Origin of the sequence: Caulobacter sp. (assembly GCF_017744445.1) — a bacterium.
Taxonomy (GTDB): domain Bacteria; phylum Pseudomonadota; class Alphaproteobacteria; order Caulobacterales; family Caulobacteraceae; genus Caulobacter.
Genome location: NZ_JAGIBH010000004.1, coordinates 171,677 through 196,848 on the forward strand (window position 1 = coordinate 171,677; position 25,172 = coordinate 196,848).

21 protein-coding genes and 1 pseudogene are annotated in these 25,172 nt (G+C 67.4%); 9 read left to right on the top strand and 13 right to left on the bottom strand.

What is annotated here, in order from left to right; genetic code table 11:
- Nucleotides 1–4: 4 nt before the first annotated feature.
- From J7528_RS07645 to J7528_RS07665, 5 genes are all read left to right on the top strand, one after another.
- Nucleotides 5–1,006: an inorganic phosphate transporter gene (locus tag J7528_RS07645; RefSeq protein WP_291872435.1), complete on the top strand. Its 1,002-nt coding sequence runs from the start codon at nt 5–7 to the stop codon at nt 1,004–1,006.
- Nucleotides 994–1,563 (top strand): NUDIX hydrolase, encoded by a 570-nt coding sequence (locus tag J7528_RS07650; protein ID WP_291872751.1) that lies wholly within the window; start codon nt 994–996, stop codon nt 1,561–1,563. Before J7528_RS07645 ends, J7528_RS07650 begins: the two co-directional genes overlap by 13 nt.
- Before the next feature lie 67 nt (nt 1,564–1,630).
- Complete coding sequence (locus J7528_RS07655; protein ID WP_291872437.1) at nt 1,631–2,356, top strand: endonuclease III; 726 nt, start codon at nt 1,631–1,633, stop codon at nt 2,354–2,356.
- 31 nt (nt 2,357–2,387) lie between these two features.
- On the top strand, nt 2,388–3,101 hold the full coding sequence (locus tag J7528_RS07660) for a DUF72 domain-containing protein (protein WP_291872439.1): 714 nt from the start codon (nt 2,388–2,390) through the stop codon (nt 3,099–3,101).
- Between the two features lie 264 nt (nt 3,102–3,365).
- On the top strand, nt 3,366–3,614 hold the full coding sequence (locus J7528_RS07665; protein WP_291872441.1) for a hypothetical protein: 249 nt from the start codon (nt 3,366–3,368) through the stop codon (nt 3,612–3,614).
- Here the strand turns inward: J7528_RS07665 and J7528_RS07670 are convergent.
- The 8 genes from J7528_RS07670 to J7528_RS07705 all read right to left on the bottom strand — a co-directional run bounded on the left by J7528_RS07670 (nt 3,611) and on the right by J7528_RS07705 (nt 10,823).
- On the bottom strand, nt 3,611–4,576 hold the full coding sequence (locus J7528_RS07670) for a M15 family metallopeptidase (protein ID WP_291872443.1): 966 nt from the start codon (nt 4,574–4,576) through the stop codon (nt 3,611–3,613). The genes J7528_RS07665 and J7528_RS07670 overlap by 4 nt on opposite strands.
- A gap of 17 nt (nt 4,577–4,593) precedes the next feature.
- The gene (locus J7528_RS07675; protein WP_291872445.1) at nt 4,594–6,090 is read right to left on the bottom strand and encodes a CoA-acylating methylmalonate-semialdehyde dehydrogenase; all 1,497 of its coding nucleotides are present in this window, start codon (nt 6,088–6,090) and stop codon (nt 4,594–4,596) included.
- A 68-nt stretch (nt 6,091–6,158) separates the two neighbouring features.
- Nucleotides 6,159–6,683, bottom strand: a complete 525-nt coding sequence (locus J7528_RS07680; protein ID WP_291872447.1) for a flavin reductase family protein — start codon at nt 6,681–6,683, stop codon at nt 6,159–6,161.
- A 38-nt stretch (nt 6,684–6,721) separates the two neighbouring features.
- The gene (locus J7528_RS07685; protein WP_291872449.1) at nt 6,722–7,756 is read right to left on the bottom strand and encodes a hypothetical protein; all 1,035 of its coding nucleotides are present in this window, start codon (nt 7,754–7,756) and stop codon (nt 6,722–6,724) included.
- Nucleotides 7,642–8,562 carry a glycosyltransferase family 2 protein gene (locus J7528_RS07690; RefSeq protein WP_291872450.1) on the bottom strand — a complete coding sequence of 307 codons (921 nt, stop codon included), beginning with the start codon at nt 8,560–8,562 and terminating at the stop codon, nt 7,642–7,644. Before J7528_RS07690 ends, J7528_RS07685 begins: the two co-directional genes overlap by 115 nt.
- A gap of 1 nt (nt 8,563) precedes the next feature.
- The gene (locus J7528_RS07695) at nt 8,564–9,715 is read right to left on the bottom strand and encodes a GNAT family N-acetyltransferase (protein WP_291872451.1); all 1,152 of its coding nucleotides are present in this window, start codon (nt 9,713–9,715) and stop codon (nt 8,564–8,566) included.
- 86 nt (nt 9,716–9,801) lie between these two features.
- Entirely contained in the window at nt 9,802–10,296 is a 495-nt protein-coding gene (locus tag J7528_RS07700) for a GAF domain-containing protein (RefSeq protein WP_291872453.1), read from the bottom strand.
- Nucleotides 10,297–10,340: 44 nt separating this feature from the next.
- Nucleotides 10,341–10,823, bottom strand: a complete 483-nt coding sequence (locus J7528_RS07705) for a hypothetical protein (protein ID WP_291872455.1) — start codon at nt 10,821–10,823, stop codon at nt 10,341–10,343.
- A gap of 121 nt (nt 10,824–10,944) precedes the next feature.
- Here J7528_RS07705 and J7528_RS07710 point away from each other — a divergent pair, with 121 nt between their 5' ends.
- The 3 genes from J7528_RS07710 (at nt 10,945) to J7528_RS07720 (ending at nt 13,713) form a co-directional block, all read left to right on the top strand.
- Nucleotides 10,945–11,142: a hypothetical protein gene (locus tag J7528_RS07710; RefSeq protein WP_291872457.1), complete on the top strand. Its 198-nt coding sequence runs from the start codon at nt 10,945–10,947 to the stop codon at nt 11,140–11,142.
- An 11-nt stretch (nt 11,143–11,153) separates the two neighbouring features.
- Nucleotides 11,154–11,927 carry a hypothetical protein gene (locus tag J7528_RS07715; RefSeq protein ID WP_291872459.1) on the top strand — a complete coding sequence of 258 codons (774 nt, stop codon included), beginning with the start codon at nt 11,154–11,156 and terminating at the stop codon, nt 11,925–11,927.
- Between the two features lie 97 nt (nt 11,928–12,024).
- Nucleotides 12,025–13,713, top strand: a complete 1,689-nt coding sequence (locus J7528_RS07720; RefSeq protein WP_291872461.1) for a beta-xylosidase — start codon at nt 12,025–12,027, stop codon at nt 13,711–13,713.
- A 6-nt stretch (nt 13,714–13,719) separates the two neighbouring features.
- On the opposite strand, the gene J7528_RS07725 is transcribed toward J7528_RS07720, so the two are convergent.
- The 3 genes from J7528_RS07725 to J7528_RS07735 all read right to left on the bottom strand — a co-directional run bounded on the left by J7528_RS07725 (nt 13,720) and on the right by J7528_RS07735 (nt 20,036).
- On the bottom strand, nt 13,720–16,068 hold the full coding sequence (locus tag J7528_RS07725; RefSeq protein WP_291872463.1) for a methyl-accepting chemotaxis protein: 2,349 nt from the start codon (nt 16,066–16,068) through the stop codon (nt 13,720–13,722).
- A 124-nt stretch (nt 16,069–16,192) separates the two neighbouring features.
- Nucleotides 16,193–18,508, bottom strand: a complete 2,316-nt coding sequence (locus J7528_RS07730; RefSeq protein WP_291872465.1) for a glucan 1,4-alpha-glucosidase — start codon at nt 18,506–18,508, stop codon at nt 16,193–16,195.
- Between the two features lie 13 nt (nt 18,509–18,521).
- Complete coding sequence (locus tag J7528_RS07735) at nt 18,522–20,036, bottom strand: MFS transporter (protein ID WP_291872467.1); 1,515 nt, start codon at nt 20,034–20,036, stop codon at nt 18,522–18,524.
- 225 nt (nt 20,037–20,261) lie between these two features.
- On the opposite strand from J7528_RS07735, the pseudogene J7528_RS07740 reads away from it, so the two are divergent.
- Nucleotides 20,262–21,348, top strand: a pseudogene (locus J7528_RS07740) (LacI family DNA-binding transcriptional regulator).
- A gap of 166 nt (nt 21,349–21,514) precedes the next feature.
- Here J7528_RS07740 and J7528_RS07745 read toward each other — a convergent pair.
- The gene (locus J7528_RS07745) at nt 21,515–23,158 is read right to left on the bottom strand and encodes an alpha-amylase family glycosyl hydrolase (protein ID WP_291872469.1); all 1,644 of its coding nucleotides are present in this window, start codon (nt 23,156–23,158) and stop codon (nt 21,515–21,517) included.
- Nucleotides 23,137–24,933, bottom strand: a complete 1,797-nt coding sequence (locus J7528_RS07750; protein ID WP_291872471.1) for an alpha-amylase family glycosyl hydrolase — start codon at nt 24,931–24,933, stop codon at nt 23,137–23,139. The genes J7528_RS07745 and J7528_RS07750 overlap by 22 nt, the downstream gene beginning before the upstream one ends.
- Nucleotides 24,934–25,172 lie beyond the last annotated feature (239 nt).

Sequence of the window (25,172 nt, forward strand, 5' to 3'; positions counted from 1 at the left end):
CGCCGTGGATCCGACCTTCCTGATCCTGGCCTTCCTGGTCGTCGTCGCCCTGGCGTTCGACTTCCTGAACGGCCTGCACGACGCCGCCAACTCGATCGCCACCATAGTTTCCACAAGAGTGCTGTCGGCCCGCTGGGCCGTGATCTGGGCGGCGTTCTTCAACTTCATCGCCTTCCTGTTCTTCGGCCTGCACGTGGCCAAGATGGTCGGCTCGGGCATCGTCGACCCGCACGTGATCAGCGACCGCCTGATCTTCGCGGCGCTGATGGGCGCGATCAGCTGGAACCTGCTGACCTGGTGGGCGGGCATCCCTTCGTCCAGCTCGCACGCCCTGATCGGCGGCCTGGTCGGCGCGTCCATCGCCAAGGTGGGCGGCATCGGCGCCATCCAGTGGGCGGGCCTGGGCAAGACCGCCGCCGGCATCATCGTCTCGCCGACCATGGGCTTCCTGCTGGCCCTGGTTCTGGTGCTGGTCGTCTCGTGGACCTTCGTGAAGAGCTCGCCGTTCTTCGCCGACCGCATCTTCCGCAAGCTGCAGTTCGTCTCGGCGGCGCTGTACAGCCTGGGCCACGGCGGCAATGACGCGCAGAAGACCATGGGCATCATCGCCGCACTGCTGTTCGCCCACGGCGCCACCGACCAGCCGGGCCATATCCCGTTCTGGGTGGTGCTGGCCTGCCAGACGGCGATGGGCCTGGGCACGCTGTTCGGCGGCTGGCGCATCGTCCATACCATGGGCAGCAAAATCACCCGCCTGACGCCGATGCAGGGCTTCTGCGCGGAGACCGGCGGCGCGATCACGCTGTTTTTGGCGACCCATGTGGGCGTTCCGGTCTCGACGACTCACACGATCACAGGCGCTATTGTGGGCGTGGGCGCCTCGCGCCGGGTCTCGGCGGTTCGCTGGGGCGTCGCCAAGGACATCGTCACCGCCTGGATCGTCACCCTACCGGCGGCGGCCCTGACGGCGGCGCTGTTCTACTACCTAGGGTTCTGGATGAAGTGACCGACGTTGGGGGCAAGCAGGATGGACGCAAGTCCGGCGGCAAGCGGCGTCAGGTCGCCGCCCTGCCCTGGCGCGGCGAGGGCGAGGCCCTGCGCATCCTACTGGTCTCGTCGCGAGAGACCCGCCGCTGGGTGATCCCCAAGGGCTGGCCGATGAAGGACAAGACCGACTTCCAGGCCGCCGCCACCGAAGCCTATGAGGAGGCCGGCCTGGTCGGCGTCATCGCCGAGCAGCCGGTCGGCGAATACGAGTACCTCAAGAAGCTGAAGAGCGGGGCGGCCCGGCTGGTCAAGGTCGACGTCTTTCCGCTGGAGGTCGGCAGCGAGCTCGAGACCTGGCCCGAGAAGGGCCAGCGCACCCTCGAATGGATGGACCCGGTCGAGGCCGCCCTCGCCGTCCAGGAACCGCAGCTGCGCGATCTGATCGCCCGCTTCGCCGGGGTCGCGTTGCCCGAGGAAGAACGCCCCGCGCCGCATCTCGCCCCGACGCCGGTGCGCGTGGCCTTCCAGCGCCTGCGTCGCCGGGTGACGGCGCTGTGGGGTCGCTACCGCCGCTAAACAAGCTGTGGACAAGTTCGCGCGCGCCGCATAATGTTCTCATTATGTTCTTGCGTAGCGAGTTCCCATGCAGCTGTCCCTAGGCCTGGCCCGGTCCCCGCTGGAAAGCGTGCGCGACGCCCTGCTCTGCGAGTTCGGCGCGCAGCGGCCGGTCGCGCGGATGGACCCGATCTCGCAGCTGGTGAAGGCCTCGATCAGCGGCCGCACCCAGGACGCGGTCTCGTGGGCGGCGTTCCTGCGCCTGCGCTCGGAGTTCAAAAGCTGGGAGGACCTGGCCCGCGCGCCGGTCGCCGCAGTGGCCCGGATCATCGACGACGTCACCTTCCCCGGCGACAAGGCCCGCCACCTGACCACCGCCCTGAAGATGATCGAGGCCAAGGTCGGCTGGCTGTCGCTGAGCCACCTGAAAACGCTGGAGGTCGACCAGGCGCGCTGGGAGTTGCAGGCCCTGCCCGGCGTGGGGGTCAAGGTCGCCGCCTGCGTGCTGAACTTCAGCGATTTAGGCATGCGAGCCCTGGTCGTCGACACCCATGTCGACCGGGTGGCCAAGCGGATCGGCCTAGTGGGCGCCGGGGATACGACCCACACCTATCACACGCTGATGGGCCTAGCGCCCGACGCCTGGACGGCGGATGACCTCTTCGAGCTCCACTGGCTGATGAAGCGTGGCCTGGGGCAGATGCTGTGCCCGCATGAAGGTCCCAAGTGTGGGGCGTGTCCGGTGAAGGGCATGTGCGCCAAGGCTGGGGTCGGTCATAGCGCGGACGTGCTGGCGTGGCGGCCGCGCGGCTGAACCTGACACGGCCTCGCGCGCTGATCGCTGCATGACCATCCGCATCGGCACGGCCGGCTGGAGTTTCCCGCGCGACCTCGACTTCCCGGTCGAGGGCACGGGCCTGGAGCGCTACGCGGCGCGGTTCGACTGCGTTGAGATCAACAGCTCGTTCTATCGGCCGCATCAGCGCAAGACATACGAGCGCTGGGCGGCCACCACGCCGGCGGACTTCCGGTTTTCGGTGAAGGTTCCTCAGACCATCACCCATGAGCGGCGGTTGGTCGCGATCGAGGACTTGCTCGCGCGGTTCCTGGACGAGACCGACGGCCTGGGCGGCAAACGTGGGCCGCTGCTGGTGCAGCTGCCGCCGAGCCTGAGGTTCGAGGCGGATCGGGTGGCGGCATTCCTGGAAACCTGGCGGAACCGCACCGATGCGCCGACCGTGCTGGAGCCGCGCCATGCCAGCTGGTTCGCCGACGCGGCGGAGCGCATGCTCACGAAGTTCCAGGTCGCGAGGGTCGCCGCCGATCCAGCCGTGGTTCCGGCTGCGGCCGAGCCCGGCGGCTGGCGCGGCCTTGTCTATCGCCGCTGGCACGGCTCGCCGGTGATCTATGAGAGCGCCTATCCGACCGACACGCTGGACGCATTGGCGGCCCGACTACGGACCGAGGACGAGACCTGGTGCATCTTCGATAACACCAAGTTCGGCGCGGCGACGCGGGATGCGCTCACCATGCAAACCCTCTTGTCATCCCGGCCGTAGCGTAGCGGAGAGCTGGGACCCAGGGGTCGCCGTCCTGCCGCTTGCTCCTGGGTCCCGGATAGCGCTACGCGCTTCCGGGATGACAAGTTAGGGGATGCCGATGAACGGTCCAAACGCCGAGATGATGGCCGCCCCTGAAGCCCTCGCCCGCTTCCTCGGAACCGGCGACCTTGCCCTTCTCGACGACGTATTCTCCGACGGCGACGTCACCATCCTCGAGAACTTCCCGCCCCACGTCTTCAGCGGCCAGGCCGGCCTCGCCGAGTGGAAGGCGCTGATGGCCCGGCACGTCGGCGCCATCGACCAGTTGCGCATACCTTCGAAACCCCGCAGGACTTCGGCGTCACCGGCGACACCGTCCACTTCACCCTGCCCACCCGCTGGCGCGGCGTGCGTGACGGCAAGACTTTCAGCGAGCTAGGCGGCTGGACCTTCGTGCAGGTGCGCGAGGCCGGCCGCTGGCGGATCCGCTCGTACGGCTGGGCAGTCGTGGATTTCGCCTGGGGGCCCTAGCCGCCCGCCAGCTGCGTGAACGTCCTGGTCCCGATCGGGTAGCGCTTCCAGTCGTTGAAGTCGAAGTGCCACCACTCCTCGGGATAGACGGTGAAGCCCTCGGCCTCCATCGCCTGGCGCAGCACCGCCCGTCGGGCCCGCTGGGCCGTCGTGCCACCTACGAAGTCGGCATAGGAGCGGGTCGAGAACTCGTCGTAGCGGCCCGGCATCTCGACGGCCTTGCCGGTCTTCAGGTCGTACAGGGTCACGTCCACCGCGCAGCCGCGGTTGTGGCGCGAGCCCTGGGACGGGTCGGCGACGAAGACGTGGTCCTCGGGCGGGGTAGCGTCCCAGAACATCCACGTGACGTACCACGGCCGATAGGCGTCGTGGATCAGCAGGCCATAGCCCTTGGCGGCCAACGCCTTGTGGATGCGGCCCAGCGCCTGCGCGGCCGGGCGCTGCATGTAGGCGGCCGGCTTCTCGTACAGCGGGATGCCCATGAAGTTGTCCGGCGTCGCGTACCAGATATCCAGCTTGATGCCCGGATCGATGGTGGTGACGTCCACCAGGTCGGACGGCAGGCGATCGGTCTCGACCGGCGGCGTTGCGGCCAGGGCGCGCTTGCGCAAGAGCACCGGGTCGGCGCGGACCGCCTTGTGGATGCGGTCGCGGGTTTCGGCGCCGAAGTCGTGGAAGGCCAGGGTCTTGCCGTTCAGGCGCACCGTGCCCTTCTCCAGCACCAGCTCGCCGCCGCCCATGACGGCGTAGCGATTGCCGTCGATCAGGGTCAGCCGCGCGGACTGGAAACCCTCGCCATCGATGTGCAGCGCCCCGTCCTTCTCGAAGACGGTGAACGGCGCGGCCTTGTCGCCGTACTGGCCGATGGCGGCCCACTCGGCTTTCGTCTGCGCCAGAACGGCCGGGGCCAGAAACCCGGCGGCGGCGATGGACAGGAAGGATCGTCGAACCAGCATGCTCATCACCGCCCCCTCAAAAGCTATTTCATCGTCGGGATGACGAAGCTGCTGTCACCCACCTCGCCCTCGGGCCAGCGGGCGGTCACGGTCTTGACCTTGGTGTAGAACTTCACGCCCTCGACGCCGTGCTGGTTGGTGTCGCCGAAGGCCGAGCGCTTCCAGCCGCCGAAGGTGTGATAGGCCACCGGCACGGGGATCGGCACGTTGATGCCGACCATGCCGACATTGACGCTGGCGGCGAACTCGCGAGCGGCGCGGCCGTTGCGGGTGAAGATGGCGACGCCGTTGCCGTACTGGTGCTCGGACGGCAGGGCCACGGCCTCCTCGAAGCTCTCGGCGCGGACGATCTGCAGCACCGGGCCGAAGATCTCCTCCTGATAGGTCTTCATGCCCTTCTTGACGCCGTCGAACAGCGACGGGCCGATGAAGAAGCCCTTTTCGAAGCCTTGCAGCTGGAAGTCGCGACCATCGACGACGAGCTCGGCGCCCTCTTCCTGACCGATGCGGATGTAGTCGGCGATCTTGGCGCGGTGCTGGCTGGAGACGACCGGGCCGTAGTGGGCGTCAGCGTCGGTGGAGACGCCCACCTTCAGGGACGCGATCTCGGCGACCATGCGCTCGCGCAGCTCGTCGGCGGTGTTCTTGCCCACCGGCACCACCACAGGCAGGGCCATGCAGCGCTCGCCGGCCGAGCCGAAGGCCGCGCCCGACAGGTCCTTCACGACCTGATCCATGTCCGCGTCGGGCAGGACGATGCCGTGGTTCTTGGCGCCGCCCATGGCCTGGACGCGTTTCCCGTGCGCCGTACCGGTCTGGTAGACATAGTGGGCGATGTCGCTGCTGCCGACGAAGCTGACGGCGCGGATCAGCGGATGGGTCAGGATGGCGTCGACGGCGCTCTTGTCGCCATGGATGACGTTGAGCACGCCGGCGGGCGCGCCGGCTTCCATCATCAGCTCGGCCAGCTTCACCGGCACGGTCGGATCCTTCTCCGACGGCTTGAGGATGAAGCTGTTGCCCACCGCGATGCTGATGCCGAACATCCACATCGGGATCATGGCCGGGAAGTTGAACGGCGTGATGCCCGCGCACACCCCCAGCGGCTGGCGCATCGAATAGACGTCGATGCCGGGACCGGCGCCTTCGGTATATTCGCCCTTCAGGATGTGGGGGATGCCGCAGGCGAACTCGATGACTTCCAGGCCGCGCTGGATGTCGCCCTTGCTGTCGGCGATGACCTTGCCGTGCTCGGACGACAGGATCTCGGCCAGGCTGTTCATGTCGCGCTCGATCAGGCGCTTGAACTCGAACATCACCCGAGCGCGGCGCTGCGGATTGGTGGCGGCCCAGCCGATCTGGGCCTTGGCGGCGACCTGGACGGCGGCGTCGAGCTCGGCGTCGGTCGCGAACTGGACGCGAGCCTGAACCTCGCCGGTGTTGGGATTGAAGACGTCGCCGAAGCGGCCGGAGGTCCCGGTCAGGGTGTGACCGTTCACGAAATGGGCGATGTCTCGCATGATGCGCTCCCTAACGCGGTTTTTTGGCGTCAATAGCATCCAAGGATCGCGCCGTATCGCGTGAAATTCTACTCAGCGTCGACGTGGACGCGACGGAACCGGCCCTGCAGATAGACCAGCGGCTCGTGGTCCGGGTCGTAGCGCAGTTTCACCACCCGCCCGACATAGACCCGGTGGTCGCCGGCGTCGAAAACGTGGTGCGTCTCGCACTCGAAATTGGCCATGCAGCCGGGCAAGATCGGCACGCCGGTGACCCAGGTCTCGGTGTCGATGCCGGCGAAGCGGTCGGTGTCCTTCTGGACGAACTGGCGGGCCAGTTCCTGGTGCTCGGCGTGCAGGACGTTGACCGCCCACCGCCCGGCGGCGTCCAGGGCCGGCAGGCTGGCTGAGTTCAGGTCGACGCAGACCAAAGCGAGCGGCGGCTTCAGCGACACCGAGGTGAAGGAATTGGCCGTCAGTCCGACCTTGCGCCCGTCCTCGCAGACGGTCGTGACCACCGTCACCCCGGTCGTGAAGCATCCGAACGCGTTGCGCAGGGCCCGGGCGTCGTGCTCGGCGCCCTCCCCCAGTTCGATCGTAACCGCTTTACTCATCACCTAAGCAGTGGGGCAAAGCGGCCCGGCCTTCAAGGTCAGCCGTGCGCTTGCTCGACCAAAACGCCCGGACGGCTCGCATCCAGGCCGAAGGTGACCGGCAGGTGGCGCACATGCGGGGTTTGCAAGCCCAGCGCCTTGGCGCCGCGCGCTACGGCCAGCTTTCCCAGCGCCGTGGGGCCAAAGCCGTTCTGCACGCGCGGGTTCATGCCCATGCGCCGGCGCAGCACGCCGTTGGCATAGATGACATTGGCCCGCATCAGCGCCGGCGGGGTCATGAATTCGATCGAGATCGAGACGTTCAGCATCGGGCCGTTCTCGATCCGGTGCGGGGCGTTCTGTTTCCAGGTCACCATGTTGCCCGGCGTCAGCAGCACCTCCTGCGCGCCCTTGTCCCATTCGGGCTCGAAGGCGAACTGCTCGGCGGTCTCACGCAGTACGATCTTTTCCAGGGCCAGGTCGCCGACATAGGGGTCGGCCACCGGATAGACCCACACCTTCTTCTCGCCGCGGATCTGCCACAGCGACACCAGCGGGACATCCAGGTGGTAGAAGACCTGGGCGTTGGCGCTGGAGATCAGCATGCCGACGTCGCGCTTGAAGGTCTTCAGGCCCGGGACGTGGGCTTCCTTGTCGGCGAAGATCTCGTCGGCCAGGGCGGCATATTCCGGGACGTGATCGTTGGTCTGGCGCAGGTTCAGCCAGATGCGGCCGCTCTTGGCCCCCTCCAGCAGCTGGTCGCCGGTCAGATTGCCCGCCGAGCCCTTGCGCCAGGTCGTCCAGGCCTTGGGATCCTCGCCCATGGTGAAGACACCCAGCTTGTCGCGCGGATACTGGTCCAGCAGGCGCGCCAGGCCTTCGTCGTCGAACATCGGACGCTCATGCAGGGCGTGCTTGAACATCAGGTTCTCGCGGCCGAAGGCTTTGGCCTTGTCCGCCGTCCAGTCGGTGATCACGCTCATGCGGTCCTCCCGTAGAAATGGATCTTGAAGGGTCCCCACCAGAAGGTCTTGCCCAGGCCCCGCGCGGCGCGGTCCAGCCACTCGGCGCGATCCTTGGCGCGGGTCAGCCACTTGAAGCCCGCCACGACGCCGAAGACGGCGGCTTGGCCCAGGCCAATGACCATCCAGCGGGCGACGCCGGCGTTGTCGCGCGGCTGGGCGGCGGCGCAGTGGGCGGTCGGCCCCTGGCCATAGGCGAAAGCGCGCGGGATCGTATAGGCCAGGGTCATCCGGCTGGGCACGGGCTCTTCCCAGACCCAGGCCGCGGGCTCCCAGGCAAAGCGCGCGCCGGCGGCCTGCATGTGGCCGAACAGCATGTCGTCCTCGCCGCCGATGTGGTTGCGCTCGACCGCGAACGGCGCGACCGGATCCGGCAGGGCCGCCCGGCGCATCAGGCTGTCGCCGCAGCCGTAATAGTGGTCCAGCATGCCGGCCTCGGCCGGGCCTTCGCGCGAGAAGAAGCGCTCCAGATAGTCGCGGTGCTCGACGATGTGATCCGGGGCGCGTGTCTTCACCGGCCCGAACACCACGTCGGCCTCATAGCGGGCCTGGGCCGCCAGCAGCGCCGCCAGCCAGCCGGTCGGGGCCTCCTCGTCGTCGTCCAGAAAGGCGATGAACTCACCCGAGGCGCGGGCCATGCCGGCATTGCGGGCAAAGGCGACGCCGGGGCGCTTTTCGTTGACGTAGATCATCGGAAACGGCGCGGTCTTGGCCAGATCGTCGACCACCGGCTTGGCGGACGGGACCTGGTCGTTGTCGACGATCACCAGCTCCAACGTCGCGGCGTCGACGCCGGTCTGGGCGAACACCGAGCGCGCCGCGACGGCCAGACCGTCGGGGCGTCGCTGGGTCGGGATCATGATCGTCACGCGCGCCACATCAGGCCTCCGGATGCTCTCCGCCACGGCGCTGCGCCTTCGAGGCCACGGCCTCGACGAAGTCGCGCACGCGGCCGGACATGGTCAGCTCGCTGCTGGCGATGGCGTCCATCCGGCGGCGCAGCTGGCCGACCGGCCCCGCGCCGTGCGCGCCGGCCATGTTCCAGACGCTTTCCATCGACGACGCCACGCGCCCGCCGATGCTGGAGGCCGTCGCGGCCCCCTCACCGATCACGACGCTCTTCAGGGCGTAGGAGCGCTTGTAGTGGTCGTGGCCGGGACCCAGGTCGTAGCGGGACAGGCCCAGCTCCGGCATGGCGGCGATGGCCCGCAGGAAGAAGATCTGTCCCGGCGACCAGGCCGCATGCTCGGGGTTCATCGAGGCAAGCCACGGATGATAGACGTCGCCCTGGCGAATACCGAAATGACCGCCCACCAGCGTGTCGCCGGCATAGAGGTTGATCATCAGACCGCGGAAGTCGCTATCGCGGACCGAGAACAGGTCGGCCATCAGCTCGCGCGTCCAGTCGGCGCGCAGGAAATCGTGCATGCCGGTGCGAAGCAGCTGCTCGCGCTTCCAGTCGATCAGCTGGTTGAAGGCCTCGCGGCTGACGTCGCCGGCCACCAGGCGCACCGGCCCGACCTCGCGGTCCAGCTTGTTGTCCAGGCGGCGGTAGTTCTTGATCTTCTTGGGGCTCGCGGCCCGGACGGCCTCAAGATAGTCCTCGGCGGTCGTGCCGGCCAGGTCGATGACATAGGCCGTGCGGTCGGTTTCCGGCGAGGCCGGGAAGACGCCGTGCGGATCGATCAGGCCGGTGTAGCGGAACACCGAGACATCGGCGGCGCGCAGCACCTGTGCCAGATCAAGTCCCGCATCGGGACGGGCCACCAGGCCGTGATAGTCCGACAGCGGCGAGCCGATCGGCCGCGCCAGGCCGCCCGGACGGCGATGGAACGGCAGAAAGCCCAAGGTCACCCCGTCGCGGCGAACCACCGCAACGCGTGCATCTTCACGAACCTTTCCAACGGCTTGGGTGAAGTCGGGACCGAGCAGAGGATTGCCAAACCCGGCCTGGCCGGCGGCCAGGCTGCGCCACAGCGCCACGTCATCGGCGCTCAACTGGCTGGGGTGAAGGGTCTCGACGTCCATCATGTCCACCTGTCCTACTCCGGCTCGGGTTAGGGAAAGATGGACCTGTCGCTGCAATCAGCGGGCCATGTGTCAGGCGGCCGACAAATTCATGCAAACGTTGTCTTGATGATCTTTTCCAACCACAGCTGGTCGGTCTCGTCGAAGGCGGCGGGCTGGTCGGAGTCGACGTCGAACACCGCGATCAGCTGGCCGTCGGGACCGAAGACCGGCACCACGATCTCGCTCTGCGAACGGCCGTCGCAGGCGATATGGCCCGGGAAGGCATGGACGTCCGGCACCAGCTGGGTCTCGCCCGTCGCCGCCGCGGCGCCGCACACGCCGCGCCCGTAGGCGATGCGCAGGCAGCCCAGCGTGCCCTGGTACGGACCGACCACCAGCTCGCGCTCCTTCAGCGGATCCACGACGTAGAAGCCGGTCCAGAAATAGCTGTCGAAGCTGTTGGCCAGCATCGACGCCACCGTCGCCATGCGGGCTGTGAGGTTGTTTTCGCCATCCAGCACGGACGCGATCTCCTCGGCGACCTCCGCATAGCGGGTCGCCTTGTCGGCGGAGAGGGTGAGGTCGTTGAACGCTTCGGCCATGGCGGGGGATATAGCGCAGGCGGCGGCGGATGCGAGGGGGTTGTTCAGGTCAGGCCCCGACGGCCGAAGACCGCGCGGCTCTCGGGGACGGGGTCCGGCGCCGAACGCGAGGCGGTCTGATCCAGTCCCGCGCCGAGCGCCTTGGCCGCCAGCCGGCAGACCGCCAGCGTGGCGGCGCAGATCGCGATCCAGACCGGGACGCCAAACAGTCCATAGACGACCAAGGCGAAGACAGCCGCCCCACCGACCAAGACGCCGCCCAGGCTCAGGCGGATGACGCCGAGAACCGTGCGCGGCCGGCGAGTGTCAGCCACGACCATGCCGATCAAGGCTAGGATCGCCCACCCCAGGAGCAGAATGCCATGGCCGGTGGTCAGCAGCTTCGGCAGCAGTTCAGTCGCTTGGTCCACGTGCTGATCGAGAATGCCAGGCTTGCGCACGACCGTTTCGACAAAGGTGACGGCCAGCAGAAGGACGTTGGCCACGATGGGCGCGACCAGGGCGTGGATCAGAGCGCGGCGGAACATGCGAAACTTCTCCATTCAAAGCCCTGGATAGCCGCGCTTCGGTTACTAAACCTCCAAGAGAGTCGCGGATGTCATGCAAGCCGCCTTGGCAATTTCGCCGTGATGCTCATATAGTTTCTGCATGAAGGTCACTTCGCCCGCGATGATCGAAGCGTTGGACGAGGCCCGCGGCGACAAGTCGTGGGACGAATTCATCGCCACCGCGCGCCGTACACGCGATGGGGCGATCATCGTGCCTCGCCCCAAGACCGGCCAGGCTTCAGCTCGCCCACAACGGCGCGGCTTCTTTGGCCTCATGACGCGCGCGGCCAACCGCTGATCCGCTGAGCCGTGACGTTCAGCTACAATCTGGTCCTGGCGCTCTTCCTCCTCGCACCGGGATTCGCCTTCGTCGCCGGGATCTACGCCACCGGTCGCGCCGCGATCCACGAAGCGTCGCCGCCGCCGCCCAATTCGATCATGGCCCTGGCCATGGTCACCGGCGGCTCTCTCGTCGCCCACACTGTCGCTGCCGTCATCTTTCTCCTGTGCCACGTCCTCAACATGTGGACGCGGTGGCATTGGCCGACGCTGGATCCGAACCCCTATTACCAGGCCAGACATCTGGCCGCCGCCGACGGGCTGGCGACCTCGGCGAGCTTCGCCTGGATTCTCTCTCTGCTGACCCTGCTCTGCCTCGGGACCTATCTGGCCACCCGCGCCGTCATGAACAGCCCGATCGGGCGCAGCGAATTGATCGGCGGCGCGCTCTATGGCTGGTTCTGGCAGATCGAAAAGACCCAGGGCGCCTATGCCTACGTCTTGACGCAGTTCGAAAACGACCATGGAACCGTCGGCTACCAGGGGCTGCTCGAGTATGTGACCCTCGACGCCGAAAAGCAGATCTCGTCCCTGGTCTTGACGCGCGCCGAGCCATTCAGCCTGACGGTGCTGGAAGATCGCCACATCCAGCGCACGCCCACCCCGCGCACCGACAAGAAGCTGCGGGTCCTGCTGACCAAGGCCGAGATCAAAAACATCGTCTACACCCCGCTGGTCTTCGAAGACGACCAGGGCGTCGAGGCCGACGACAGCGATCCGATCGTGGTGCTGGGCGGAGACTGACGCCGCCCACTTTTGTCTGACAATATTCTCAGCCTTCTGCGGTCATGCTAGGCATCGCTCCAACGGCGCGAACACAGCGCCCTGTGGGAGTGAAGTCATGCGCAAAGGTGTTGGTCTCGGCTTGCTGGCCGCCCTGTCACTGACGAGCGCGGCCTTCGCTCAGACAACAGCGCCCCTGCCCGTCTCCATCACTGTCGACGCCGGCAAGCCGCAGGAGGAGCTCCGTCCCATCTGGCGGTTCTTCGGCGCCGACGAGCCGAACTACGCGACGATGAAGGATGGGCGGAAGCTGCTGGGCCACCTGGGCGCGCTGAAGCCCAAGGCCGTCTATTTCCGCACCCACAACCTGCTGAACACCGGCGACGGGACCCCCGCCCTGAAGTGGGGCAGCACCAATGTCTATACCGAGGACGCGCAAGGGAAGCCGATCTACAACTGGACCATCCTCGACCACCTGTTCGACACCTATCTGGCCGCCGGCGTGCGGCCCTACGTCCAGATCGGCTTCATGCCCAAGGCGCTGTCGACCAATCCCGAGCCCTACCAGCACGCCTGGCGGCCGGGCTTCGACTACAACCTGATCAGCGGCGGCTGGGGCTATCCGCCCAAGGACTACGACAAGTGGTCCGAGCTGGCCTACCAGTGGGTGCGCCACTGCATCGAGCGCTACGGCCAGGCCGAGGTCGAGACCTGGTACTTCGAGGTCTGGAACGAGCCCAATGGCCCCGCCTACTGGAAGGGCACACCGCAGGAGTTCCACAAGCTGCACGACTACGCCATCGCTGGGGTGCGGCGCGCCCTGCCGACGGCGCGGGTGGGCGGTCCGGACGTGGCCGGCAGCGGCGGCCAGTTCATGGAGGACTTCCTCACCCACGTCGCCGACGGGACCAACTACGCCACCGGCCAGAAGGGCACGCCGACCGACTTCCTGGCCTTCCACGCCAAGGGCTCGCCGAAGTTCGTCGACGGCCACGTCCAGATGGGCATCGCCAACCAGCTGGCCGGCATCGACAAGGGTTTCTCGATGATCGCCGCCCGGCCGGCCCTGAAGGACAAGCCGATCGTCATCGGCGAGTCCGATCCGGAGGGCTGCGCCGCCTGCCAGGGCCCCAGCCTCAGCTATCGGAACGGCACGGTCTATTCCAGCTACACCGCCGCCAGCTTCGCGCGGAAGCACGACCTGGCCAAGCGGCGCGGGGTGACCCTGGACGGCGCCCTGACCTGGGCGTTCGAGTTCGAGGACCAGCCCTATTTCGCCGGCTTCCGGCAGCTGTCCAGCAACGGCCTGGACCTGGCCGTGGTGAATGTCTTCCGGATGTTCAGCCTGATGGGCCCGCGCCGCATCGAGGCGGTCAGCTCAGGCCAGATCCCGCTGGACGAGATCATCGCCCAGGGCGTGCGCGGCCGGCCCGATGTCGGCGCCCTGGCCAGCCTGGACAAGGACCGCGTGGCGATCATGGTCTGGAACTATCACGACGACGACGTGCCCGGTCCGGCCGCCGACGTCACCCTGGACTTGAAGGGTCTGCCCAAGGGCTTCGCGGGCGGCAAACTGACCCACTACCGGGTCGATCAGGACCACGGCAATGTCTACGGCGCCTGGCAGCGAATGGGCTCGCCCATGGCCCCGACCAAGGCCCAGTACGACGCCCTGGAAGCCGCCAGCGGTCTGGCCGTCATCGACGGCGCGGCGCCGACCTGGAGCAAGACCGGCGCGACGCTGACCTTTCAGCTGCCGCGCCAGGGGGTGTCGCTGCTGGTGCTGGAGCGACTTAAATCTCAATAGTTTGGCCTAGAACTCTTCCCACTCGCCCGGACGATTGCCCGGCGCGACCTTTAGGGCGCTGCTGCCCTGGACGTAGCGCTGGCGGAAGCTTTCCCGCGTGGGAGCCGCAGCCGGACGCGGAGCCGGCGCGGCGGGGCGACGCTCGACGCGGGCCGGCATCTCGTGGACCACCGCCCCGACCTGGAAGCGGCCGATCAGGCGTTCCAGCTCGGCGGCCTCGGTCGACAGCGCGTGGCTGGCTGCTGTCGACTGCTCGACCATGGCCGCGTTCTGCTGGGTGACCTGATCCATCTGGTTCACCGCCTGATTGACCTCGGCCAGGCCGACGGCCTGCTCCTTGGACGAGGCGGCGATCTCGCCGACCAGTTCGTTGATCTCGGCGACCTGGGTGAGGATCTGCTCCAGGGTCTCGCCGGTCTCGCCGACCAGCTTCACGCCCTTGCCGACCTCGGCGGTCGAGGCGCTGATCAGGCCCTTGATCTCCTTGGCGGCGTCGGCGGAGCGCTGGGCCAGGGCCCGGACTTCCTGGGCGACCACCGCGAAGCCGCGACCGGCCTCGCCGGCGCGCGCGGCTTCAACGCCGGCGTTAAGGGCCAGCAGGTTGGTCTGGAAAGCGATCTCGTCAATGACGCCGATGATCTGGGTGATCGACTGCGACGACTTTTCGATGCCGCCCATGGCCACGACGGCTTCCTTGACCACCGCGCCGCTGCGTTCCGCAGCGGCTTTTGCGCTAATGGTGACTTGGCGGGCGCGCTCGGCGCCTTCCGAGCTGCGCTTCACGGTGGCGGTGATCTGGTCGAGGGCGGCGGCGGTCTGCTCCAGGCCAGCGGCCTGGCGTTCGGTGCGCTGCGAGAGGTCGTCGGCGGCGCTGCTGATCTCGGCGCAACCGCCCCGGATGCTGCGCGCGGCGGTCAGGATGCCGGCCATGGTCGCCTGCAGGCTCTCGACCGCAGCGTTGAAGTCGCGCGGCATCTTGGACGCGTCGCCCTGGAAGTCGTCCTCGCGCATGCGCCAGATCAGGTCGCCGTCGGCCAGGCGCTCCATGCCTTCGCCCAGCGAGTGGACGGCCTTGGCTTGCGCGGCGGCGAAGGCTTGCGCCTCCTGCTCGTGGCGCTGACGTTCGATCTCGGCGGCGGCGCGCTCGGCCTCCTGCTCGGCCCGGCGGCGCTGGCCGTCGGCCAGATCGTGGCGGAAGCCGTCCAGGGCGCGAGCGATGGCGCCGATCTCGTCGCCGCCGTCGACGCCGGGCACGGCCTCGTCGTAGCGGCCGGCCGACAGCTTATCGACTGAGCGGGTCAGGCCGGTCAGCGGCTTCTTGACCAGGCTGGCGCTGGCGAAGAACAGCGCGGCCAGCACGGCGGCGGTGATCACCAAGCCGCCGACGAACAGGATCTTGGCCAAGCGGTCGGCCGGACCGGTGATGGCGGCCACCGGCACGTCCATGACCAGCGCCCAGGTCGTGTTCAGGGCCGGGATCGGCACGGGGCGGACGATGCGGGCCATCGGCACGCCGTCCTCGACCACGCCTTTGATCTCGACGGCCGCGCCGCCGTCCAGGACGCTGCGGACCTCGTCGGCGCCGACATCGCTATAGGCCTGGGTGCGCTTGGAAGCGTCGGGGTGGGCAATCCACTTGCCGCTGGGCGACAGCATCATCACCCGACCACCGCCCAGGGGCTTCAGCTCGCCCAGGGTCTTGGAAACGCTGTCCAGGGCCATGTCCAGGCCGGCCACGCCAATGAACTGGCCGTGCGAGGTGACCGGATAGACCACCGAGGTCATCAGCACCGACTTGCCGGCCACGTCATAGGAATAGGGCTCGACGACGGTCGACTTCCCGGTCTGCTTGGGCACGGCGTAGTACGGCTCGGCGTACTCGTTGCCCTGGTCCAGAGGCTGGAAGATCACCTTGTCGCCGTCGTGCACCCAGTAGGGCGAGAAGTTGCCGGCCTTGTTCGAGCCCGAGGCGGTGTTGCCGGCGAACTCGGCGTCCTTGCCGTCAAAGGCGTTCGGCTCGGCCATGTACCAGCTGCCCAGCACCATGGCCGAGGACTCGGCATTGGGCTTCAGCATCTGGACCACCGTGGCGCGGTCGTGCATCCCGGCTTCGTGGGCCGCGCCGATCGAGACGGCCATCGACCGCACGGTCGACTGCACGCGGCCGATGTCGGCCTGCACGCTCTGGATCGCGTCGTCGGCGACGGCGCCGGCATAGCGGTTGGTCAGACCCGAGACGATGGTCGCCGTGTGCGACGACACCGCGACCGCCGCGGCGATCAGCAGGAAACCGATCGCGAGACCGGCCACCAGGATCAATTTCCAGGCGATGGTCAACCGACGGAACGCTGTCATTTCAAAGGTCTCCGGCCGCGAGCGATGGCGTTAACCATCTCATCGCGACCGAATCCTAAAGCCCGCGTTAACTACGCCGTAAGGGCGCTGAACTGCGACAATCCGCGCGCTTCAACGGCTTACCCTAGCGCGAGAACCGGGCCTTAACTGGCGCATAGGTGTCCCACACCTGGCCATCACTGACCGAGCGCAGCAGCTTGACGTACTCAGCATGGCTCCAGGCCAGCGGCGTCGCGCTGTCGGTGCCCTCGCCGCGCACATAGGCGTGCTGGCTATCGGCGCCGACGCCGTCCCAGACCTGTTCAGGGATCAGCAGGCCGTCGTTGGCGAACAGCTCCATGGCCTTGACGTAGGTGTCGCGGATCTTCTTCACCGCCGCCGCGTCGGGCTTGCCCGAGAGGCCCGCCAGAGCCAGCTCGTAGTGGCCGCGCTCGCCGGTGAAGATCGGCCACACCCGGCCGCGCTGGCCCGGACGCATCTGGTCGTCGGCCCCGTAGTTGGCGCCGGTCTTGGTATCCTCGCCATAGCCGTCGACGCCATAGCGCCGCCAGCCGGGGAAGCTGCCCTCCACGCCCGGGAACTTGAAGTCGTAGCGGACGCGGTACAGGTCCTCGAGCGCCTGGTCGTCGATCTTGGGCAGGCTGGCGACGATGGCCGGGTCGTCGGCGCGACGCACGCCGTAGCGGACCAGTTCCAGGAAGCCGGCGTCCAGCATCTTGTCCTCGGGGACCGCCGCCTGGCCGTTGCGCTCCTCGACCGGGCTCTTGTTGTCGGCGTCCTGGTCGCTGTTGAGGCGCAGGTAGTAGTGGCCGTCGCCGAAGGAGCCCTTGGTCGTGACCATGCGGGCCTCGACCTTGCCGGAGTAGTCGTCGGCGGTCTTGCGGTAGGTCTCGGCCGAAGCCTTGTCGCCGGCGGCCTCGGCGATGTCGCCGGCCACGACCAGGCCCGCAATCACGGCGGCGGTCGTCGAGGGCGAGTAGCCGCCCTGCTCCTCCCAGCGCTCCTGCTGGGTGAACGGCGGGGTGATCGTGCTGTGGTTCCAGCCCAGGTCGACCTTGCCGCCCTTGACCAGGAAGTCGGCGGCCGGCTTCAACATGCGACCGTAGAAGGTCTTGAGGTCGGCGTCGGACAGCCAGCCCAGTTTCCACAGTTTCCAGCCCAGCATGATCGGCATGGCGGTCTGATCGAGCTGAACGCCAACCCATTCGGGCGTGCCGTCCACATGGGACTTCTGCAGGAACCAGCCGCCGTCGCCCTTGTTGCCGGAGGTCTTCGCGCCGACCTGCACCGTCGGCAGGTAATGGAAGGCGGCCAACGGCGTGTCTTTGTCGCCCAGGGCCGCCAGGGCCATGGCGCACTGATAGAAGTCGCGCGGCCAGACGGCCTTATAGCCAGTCGAGGACTGGGTCGCGTCGACCGTGTCGCCCCACGGGTTCGACAGCGAGGCGATCAGGGCGCCGGCGTGGGTGCGGTCCTCCTGGACCTTCAGCATCAGGGCGCTGGCCTGTAGCAGCTTGCCACCATCCTCCGACGCCTCGCGCAGGCGCGGCAGCTCCGTCAGGGATGCGAGATAGTCCTCCCAGCCCACCCGCGCGCCCTCGCCGTTGAAGCGGGCCAGCACTTCCGTGTAGCCGGTCTTCAGCGTGGCGGCAGCGGTCGCGTCGGCGGCCTTGGCGTCGGGGCCAAAGCCGATGGCGAAGTCGAAGGTCGCTTCCTTGGCCACGACCGGCAGCTGGCCGGTCAGGACGATCGCGCCCTTGGCCGAGGTCGTCGTGTCCTTCAGGCCGGCGAGCGCGTCGTTGTCCTTCAGCACGCTGGCCGAGGCCTTGGCGAAGGGCTTGGTCCCCTTGAGGCTGAGAAACGCTTTGCCCTCGTAGGCGGTCAGCGCTGTGGTCGAAGCAGAGCCGGCGTCGCCGCCGCCGGTGTTGGCCATGTGCGGCTCCAGCACCAAGGTCGGGGTCACCGGGCCCTTCAGCGCCTTGATCGTCACGCGCACGAACAGACTGTTGCGGTCGGGATCGGTGAAGATCCGCTTCTCGATGACGAAGCGGCCTTGCTTGTCGGTGGTGGTGATCTTGTAGGCCGGCGCCAGCGGTCGGCCGGCGGCGTCGACGTGCAGATATTCGGTCTTCGAGGTCGTATCCGCGCCCTCGATCGCCAAGCCCGTCGCGGTCTGCACCGCGATGCGCATCTGCTTGATCTGCGCCTCGTGGATCAGGCCGTACATGGTCTCGGTCAGCACGCCGTCAGCGATCGAGAACCAGACCTTGGACACCGCCCCGGTCTTGCCGCCAGCCTTGTAGGCGCCGTCGACATAGGCCTCGTAGGACGCCCCGACGCCGGTCTTGGCGGAATAGGCCCAGGTGCTGGGCGCGGCCTGCGCGGCGCCAGCGATCAAGACGGCGGCCGAGGCCAGGGCGATAGATTTCAGAGTGCGCATGGCGAGGACCTCGTCAGGCTTGAAGGGAAGAAGGGGTGCGGTCCTCGACCACGAAGGTCGCCGCCGCCGAGATCGCGAAAGCGACCGCGCCCAGGACGAGGGCCCAGATCGCCTCGCCGCTGAAGAAGGTCTTCAGCAGCAGGCCCAGCACCGTCGCCGCCAGCAGTTGAGGGATGACGATGAAGAAATTGAAGATGCCCATGTAGACCCCCATCTTCCGGGCCGGCAGGGCTCCGGCCAGGATCGAGTACGGGGCCGACAGGATCGAGCTCCAGGCGAAGCCGACGCCGACCATGCCGATCCACAGCATTCCCGGCTCGCGGATCAGCAGGAACGACAGCAGGCCCAGGGCGCCCAGCACGAGGCACGCCGCGTGACTCACGCGCCGGCTGGTCGCCTGGACCATCAGCGGAATGACCAGCGCCGCCAGGGCCGCCACGCCGTTGTAGATGGCGAACAGCACGCCCACCCAGTCGGCGCCGTCGTTATACGCCTTGGACGTCGCGTCGGCCGCGTGGAAGTGGACCGCCGCCACCGCCGGGGTGGTGTAGATCCACATGGCGAACAGGCCGAACCACGAGAAGAACTGCACCACCGCCAGTTGGCGCATGGTGCGGGGCATGCGGAAGAAGTCCTCCAGCACCTCGGAGAAACCATTGCGGGTCTTGCCCATGCGCTTGAGGCGCACGCCGACCACACCCATGACGCCGAACGCGGCCAGCAGGGCCGCCAGGACGTAGAGCTCCTTCTCCAGCCGCGCGCCCCAGACGGTCACGGCCAGGGCCGCGCCGCCCAGGATGCCCAGGGCGGCCAGGCCGATATAGGCGTTGACCGAGGGCTCGGGCTCTTCGTGCGGGTTCCAGCTGGCCTCGGCGCGCTCGGCGATCTCGAAAGCGTCCAGCTGATCGGGGCTGTATTCCTTGGTGGTGAAGACGGTCCACATCACCGCCAGCAGCAGCCCCGCCCCGCCGGCGTAGAAGGCGATCCGCACCGCGTCCGGGACCTGGCCGGCCGGGGCGGTGTTGGCGACATGGAACCAGTTGGTCAGCATCCACGGCAGGGCCGAGGCCAGCACCGCGCCCAGGCCGATGAAGAAGCTCTGCATGGCGTAGCCGGTGGCGCGCTGCTCGTCGGGCAGGTTATCGCCGACGAAGGCCCGAAACGGCTCCATGGTGATGTTGATCGAGGCGTCCATCAGCCACAGCGCCCCCGCCGCCACCCACAGGCTCGGCGAATTGGGCATGACGAACAGCGCCAGCGTCGTGAGGATCGCGCCCCAGAAGAAGTACGGCCGACGACGGCCCAGGCGGCCCCAGGTCTTGTCCGAGAGATGACCGATGATCGGCTGGACCAGCAGGCCCGTGGCCGGCGCGGCGATCCACAGGATCGCCAGGTGGTTCACATCCACGCCCAGGGTCTGGAAGATACGGCTGGTGTTGGCGTTCTGCAGGCCGAAACCAATCTGGATTCCGAAGAAGCCAAAGCACATGTTCCAGATCTGCAGGAAGCTCAGCCTTTGCCTGGCCATGGATCCTCCGCCCCGCTCCGACCGCCGGTTGCCCCGGCTGGTTCGCAAGTTTTTTCATAAAACTTCGTGGCGCGCATTTGCGCATGCGCCGCCGCGTGGCGCAACGAGAAATCCAGGACTGATTGAGGTTATCGGCAAACCCGCAGCCGCCGCTCGCGCTTCGAGTTAGCAAAGCTTGCGGAATGATTTGCAGGAGTTTTCAGAGCGATTTTCACCCTACCCGGCTTGCCAACCCGCTCGAACGGCGCCTTATGGGCCCCTGAAAAAATTTGCAGAAATCTTTGCATTAGGGGCGTTTCGAGTGAGCAAGGGGGCGACGCGACTGGAGGACCTGGCCAAGCTGGCGGGGGTCTCGATCTCGACCGCCTCGCGAGCCCTCAACGACAGCCCCGCCGTCAACAAGCGCACCAAGCAGCTGATCTGGAAGCTGGCGCGCGAGATGGACTACCCCTTCCGCCGCTACATGCCCGCCGGCCCGATCGGAGCCGAGGCGACCATCGCCATCGTCACGCCGCGCGTGCAGAGCCGCGACAGCGGCATGTCCGATCCCTTCTTCCAGGAACTGCTGGCCGGCGTCGGCGAGGCGGCCCGCGAGCGGGGCTGCGACGTCATCCTCAGCCACATCGCCCCGGCCAATTTCGAGGACCTGTCGGCGGCCATGACCACCAGCCGAGCCGAGGGCGTGATCTTCCTGGGCCAGAGCTCGCTGCACGCGGCCTTCAACCGCCTGGCCGAGACCGAGAACCGCTTCGTGGTCTGGGGCGCGCAGTTCCCGGACCAGAACTACTGCTCGGTCGGCTCGGACAACGTCATGGGCGGCCGCCGCGCCACGCTCCACCTGCAGCGCCTGGGCCGCAAGCGCATCGTCTTCTTAGGCGACACCGAGGCGCCCGAGGCCATGCAGCGCCACCGCGGCTATCTGGACGCTCTTGAGCACGCCAAGCTGGGCGTCGATCCGGAGCTGATCGTTCCGGCCCACTTCGAGGTCGAGTCGGCAGAAGCCGCTCTCGACAGCCTGATCCACCATGGCGTGACGTTCGACGGCGTCGTCGCCGCGTCCGACCTGATCGCCCTGGGCGCCATGCGCGCCCTGAAGCACGCCGGCCTGTCGGTTCCCGGCGACGTCTCGGTCATGGGTTTCGACAACGTCCCCTTCAGCCGCTACGCCAGCCCGGCGCTCAGCACCATCGCCCAGGACACGACCAAGGCGGGGCGGCTGATGGTGTCCAAGCTGCTGGACAGCGGTGAGCGCGCCAGCCGGTCGGAACGGGTGCCGACGGACCTGATCATTCGCGAGAGCTGCGGGGGGTAGCCCTCTCTGATCACCTATACAAAAACCCGACCTTCCCGGCGAAAGCCGGGACCCAGATTCAGCCTGAGCGGTTTGGGATGATCCGAGATGCGCGACATCAGCTTATCGAGCGCTCGGGGTTCGATCTGGGCCCCGGCTTTCGCCGGGGAAGTCGGATGTTGACGGACTAAGCCCTTCTCGCGATCAGCCCCGCGCACGCTGGCATCTCGCCTTCGGCGCCCAGGTTCACCCCGTCGACCAGCGCCCAGCCCTCCGGCAGCGACCACGTCGCGGCCTCGTGCCCTAGGTTGAAGGCCAGCAGCAGCGCACCCTCGCCTTCCCCGCGCTGGAAGATCAGCAGCGGGCTGTTGGTCTCGACGAAGCTGATCGCGCCGGTGCGCAGGGCCGGATAGGCGCGGCGCAGGGCGATCAGGCGGCGGGCGACATGTAGGGTCGAGGTCGGGTCGGCCTCCTGGGCGTCGACGGCCAGCAGCAGGTGCTCGGGATCCACCGGCAGCCACGGCTCGACGCCCGAGAAGCCGGCATTGACCGCGCTCGACACCCACGGCATCGGCGTGCGAGCGCCGTCACGGCCCAGGGTCTGGGGCCAGTTGGCGATAGCTTCGGGGTCCTGCAGGCGCTCGAACGGCACATTGGCCTGGGGCAGGCCTAGCTCCTCGCCCTGATAGACGAAGACATTGCCGCGCAGCCCCATCAGCAGCAGCAGGCACATCTCGGCGAAGGCCTTGCGGTCGCGGCCCTCGGCCCAGCGCGACACCGCGCGCGGGGCGTCGTGGTTCGAAAAAGTCCAGGACGGCCAGCCCTCCCCGTCAGCGCCCGGCCACATGGCCGCGCCGTGCGGGATCATGTCGCCCGTCAGCTTGTCGGCATAGAGATAGAGGAAGCCGTAGGCGCTGTTCAGGCGATCCTCACCGGCCGTGAACAGCTTCATCTCGCGATCGGCGTGATCGCCGCCGACTTCCGCCACCGAGAACCGGCCGCCCGCCGCATCCGTCAGCGCCCGCAGGCGGCTGAGGAACTTCGGGATGTCGGCGTGGCTCTGGTTGTGAATCTTGTCCTGGAAGTCGAATGGCCGCGTACGCTTGCCGCCCGGCGGCAGCGGCGGGTTGTCGGTGAAGGCCGGGTCGTGCATCGAGAAGTTGATGGCGTCGAAGCGGAAGCCGTCCACGCCCTTGTCGATCCAGAACCGGGTGACGGCCAGCAGGGCCTCCTGCACAGCCGGATTGTGCAGGTTCAGCTGCGGCTGCGAGGCCAGGAAGTTGTGCATGTAGTACTGGCCGCGGCGAGCATCCCAGGTCCAGGCCGGGCCGCCGAACACCGACTGCCAGTTGCTGGGCGGGCTGCCGTCGGGCTTGGCGTCGGCCCAGACGAACCAGTCGGCCTTGGCGTTGTCGCGGCTCTGGCGGCTTTCGACGAACCAGGGATGTTCGTCCGAGGTGTGCGAGAACACCAGGTCGATGATGATCTTCAGGTCCAGGTCGTGGGCCTTGGCGATCAGGGCGTCGAAGTCGGCCAGCGTGCCGAAGATCGGGTCCACGTCGCGGTAGTCCGAGACGTCGTAGCCGAAGTCCTTCATCGGCGAGGTGAAGAACGGCGACAGCCACACTCCGTCCACGCCCAGCGAGGCGATGTGCTCAAGGCGGGCCGTGATCCCCGGCAGGTCGCCGACGCCGTCGCCGTTCGAGTCGGCATAGCTGCGCGGATAGACCTGATAAATGACCGCGCCGCGCCACCATTCGGCGTTCATCGACGTCTCCGCACCGGGGCGAACCAGAACCTGCACTGTCACTATCGTCCCTCGGAAACGCAAATCTTGTAGTCGAACGGCGCAAGCTCGATCGCATAGCTGCCCGGTGCGACAGCCGTCGCGGCGCATGCGCCGTGCAGCGCCTTCCAGGCGACGGAACCGTACTCGACCGAGATATTGACCTTCAGCGGCTGGTCGCTGGTGTTGAACACAGCCACCACTTCGGTCTTGTCCAGAATGCGTGAGAACGCCAGCAGGCCAGGCTTGTCGCCGGCGGCGCGGGTCACCTGACGACCTTCGCGCAAGGCTGGCGTGGTGATCCGCAGTTTCGAGAGCTCGGCGATGCGCTGGTAGAGCACGGCGTCGGTCTTGAACGCCGACATCGGCCCCTTGGCGCTCGAGCCTACCAGCCGGTTGTCGTTGTAGCTGGCGACCTGGCTGGGGAACATGTCCTCGCGGCTATCGGCATAGTCGCCGTCGCCGGTGAAACCTTGCTCGTCGCCGTAATAGACGGTCGGCACACCGCGTGCGGTCAGCATCAGTGCGCTGGCCAGGGTGACGCGGGCTAGCAGCTCGTCGTCGCCGATCGTCGGCTTGGCCTTCAGCATGAACCAGCCGATGCGGCCCATGTCGTGATTGCCCAGGAATGTCGGCAGCTGCCGCGCGGTCGCCTCGCCGCCCTCGTAGACGGAGTCGGCGGCGAACACCGTGGCCAGGCGGTCCGTGCCGGTGCGGCCGATGGCGACATCGGTGGCGGCAGACTGGAACGCGAAGTCCAGCACCGCCGGCAGCTTGTCGACCTTCACGTGGCGCGCCAGGGCGGCGCCGTCGGGATCGAACACCTCGCCGAAGATGTGGAAATTCGGGATGCCCCTAGCCTTGGCGCGGGCCAGCATGGCGGGAACGAAAGCCTGCCAGAACTCCGGGTTCACGTGGCGGGCGGTGTCGATGCGGAAGCCGTCGACGCTGAACTCGTCGGTCCACCGGCCATAGACCTCGATGAAGCCCTGCACCACGCGCGGGTTCTCGGTGAAGACGTCGTCCAGGGTCGCGAAATCGCCCAGCAGCGAGCTCTCGCCCGCGAAGGTGCTGTCACCCCGATTGTGGTAGAAGATCGGGTCGTTCAGCCACTCCGGCTTCTTGGCATGCTCCTGCCCCGCCGGGACGTAAGGCGTATAGGCCCAGTCCGTGCGCTTGAGCTTAGAGAAGTCCTTGCCGTCGAAGCCGTCATTGATCGGCGCGCCCGCCACGCCGCCCTGCCGGACATACGGATAGTCGGCGACGCCGCGATAGGCGCAGCGGCTGTCCGGGCACTCGCGGTACTGGATGACGTCGGCCGTGTGGTTCACGACGATGTCCATGTAGACCTTCATGCCCCGGGCATGGGCCGCGTCGACCAGGGCCTTGAAGTCGGCCTTGGTCCCCAGGTGCGGATCGACGTCGGTGAAGTCGGTGATCCAATAGCCGTGATGCGCGGCCGACTCGTGGCCCGGCGGGCCCTGCACCGCGCGGTTCTTGAAGATCGGCGCCAGCCACACCGCCGTCGCACCCAGGCCCTGGATATAGTCCAGCCGCCGGGTCACGCCCTTCAGGTCGCCACCGTGATAGAAGCCCGCCCGCGTCGGGTCGAAGCCATCCGCCAGCGGACCTAAAGCGGGGCCGCCGTGGTCATTGGTCACGTCGCCATTCTCGAAGCGATCGGGCAGGACGAAATAGATCACCTCGTCCTGCGGCTTGCGCAGCCGAAAGGACTGGGGAGCCGCCGACACGGACGTCGCCAACGCGCTTAAGGCTATCACAGCCAGCAGCGTTCTGCGCCAGGGCGCTAAGGCCGACATCGCTCCCCTCCCGTTGGCGGCGATCTCGGGATCGCCATTTGCAATTCTTTGCAAGAATTTGCAGAGCCAAGCGCGAACTGTCAATCCATCTCATTGAAGGGATTTGCGGCGCTCTCGCTACGGAAAGCGCGCATTCAGTGGCGCAAAGAAGCCACACACAGTGCAATTCCTCTGAGAGCATCGATCCAACGCACCTTGGTTTGCAATTTTTTGGGTTGATTACAGGTCGTTAATTTGCA

Coding starts and splice junctions, on each gene's coding strand:
- J7528_RS07655 (WP_291872437.1), top strand. CDS start 1,631: ATGCAGCTGTCCCTAGGCCTGGCCCGGTCCCCGCTGGAAAGCGTGCGC.
- J7528_RS07660 (WP_291872439.1), top strand. CDS start 2,388: ATGACCATCCGCATCGGCACGGCCGGCTGGAGTTTCCCGCGCGACCTC.
- J7528_RS07670 (WP_291872443.1), bottom strand. CDS start 4,576: ATGAGCATGCTGGTTCGACGATCCTTCCTGTCCATCGCCGCCGCCGGG.
- J7528_RS07675 (WP_291872445.1), bottom strand. CDS start 6,090: ATGCGAGACATCGCCCATTTCGTGAACGGTCACACCCTGACCGGGACC.
- J7528_RS07680 (WP_291872447.1), bottom strand. CDS start 6,683: ATGAGTAAAGCGGTTACGATCGAACTGGGGGAGGGCGCCGAGCACGAC.
- J7528_RS07695 (WP_291872451.1), bottom strand. CDS start 9,715: ATGATGGACGTCGAGACCCTTCACCCCAGCCAGTTGAGCGCCGATGAC.
- J7528_RS07700 (WP_291872453.1), bottom strand. CDS start 10,296: ATGGCCGAAGCGTTCAACGACCTCACCCTCTCCGCCGACAAGGCGACC.
- J7528_RS07705 (WP_291872455.1), bottom strand. CDS start 10,823: ATGTTCCGCCGCGCTCTGATCCACGCCCTGGTCGCGCCCATCGTGGCC.
- J7528_RS07710 (WP_291872457.1), top strand. CDS start 10,945: ATGAAGGTCACTTCGCCCGCGATGATCGAAGCGTTGGACGAGGCCCGC.
- J7528_RS07720 (WP_291872461.1), top strand. CDS start 12,025: ATGCGCAAAGGTGTTGGTCTCGGCTTGCTGGCCGCCCTGTCACTGACG.
- J7528_RS07725 (WP_291872463.1), bottom strand. CDS start 16,068: ATGACAGCGTTCCGTCGGTTGACCATCGCCTGGAAATTGATCCTGGTG.
- J7528_RS07730 (WP_291872465.1), bottom strand. CDS start 18,508: ATGCGCACTCTGAAATCTATCGCCCTGGCCTCGGCCGCCGTCTTGATC.
- J7528_RS07735 (WP_291872467.1), bottom strand. CDS start 20,036: ATGGCCAGGCAAAGGCTGAGCTTCCTGCAGATCTGGAACATGTGCTTT.
- J7528_RS07750 (WP_291872471.1), bottom strand. CDS start 24,933: ATGTCGGCCTTAGCGCCCTGGCGCAGAACGCTGCTGGCTGTGATAGCC.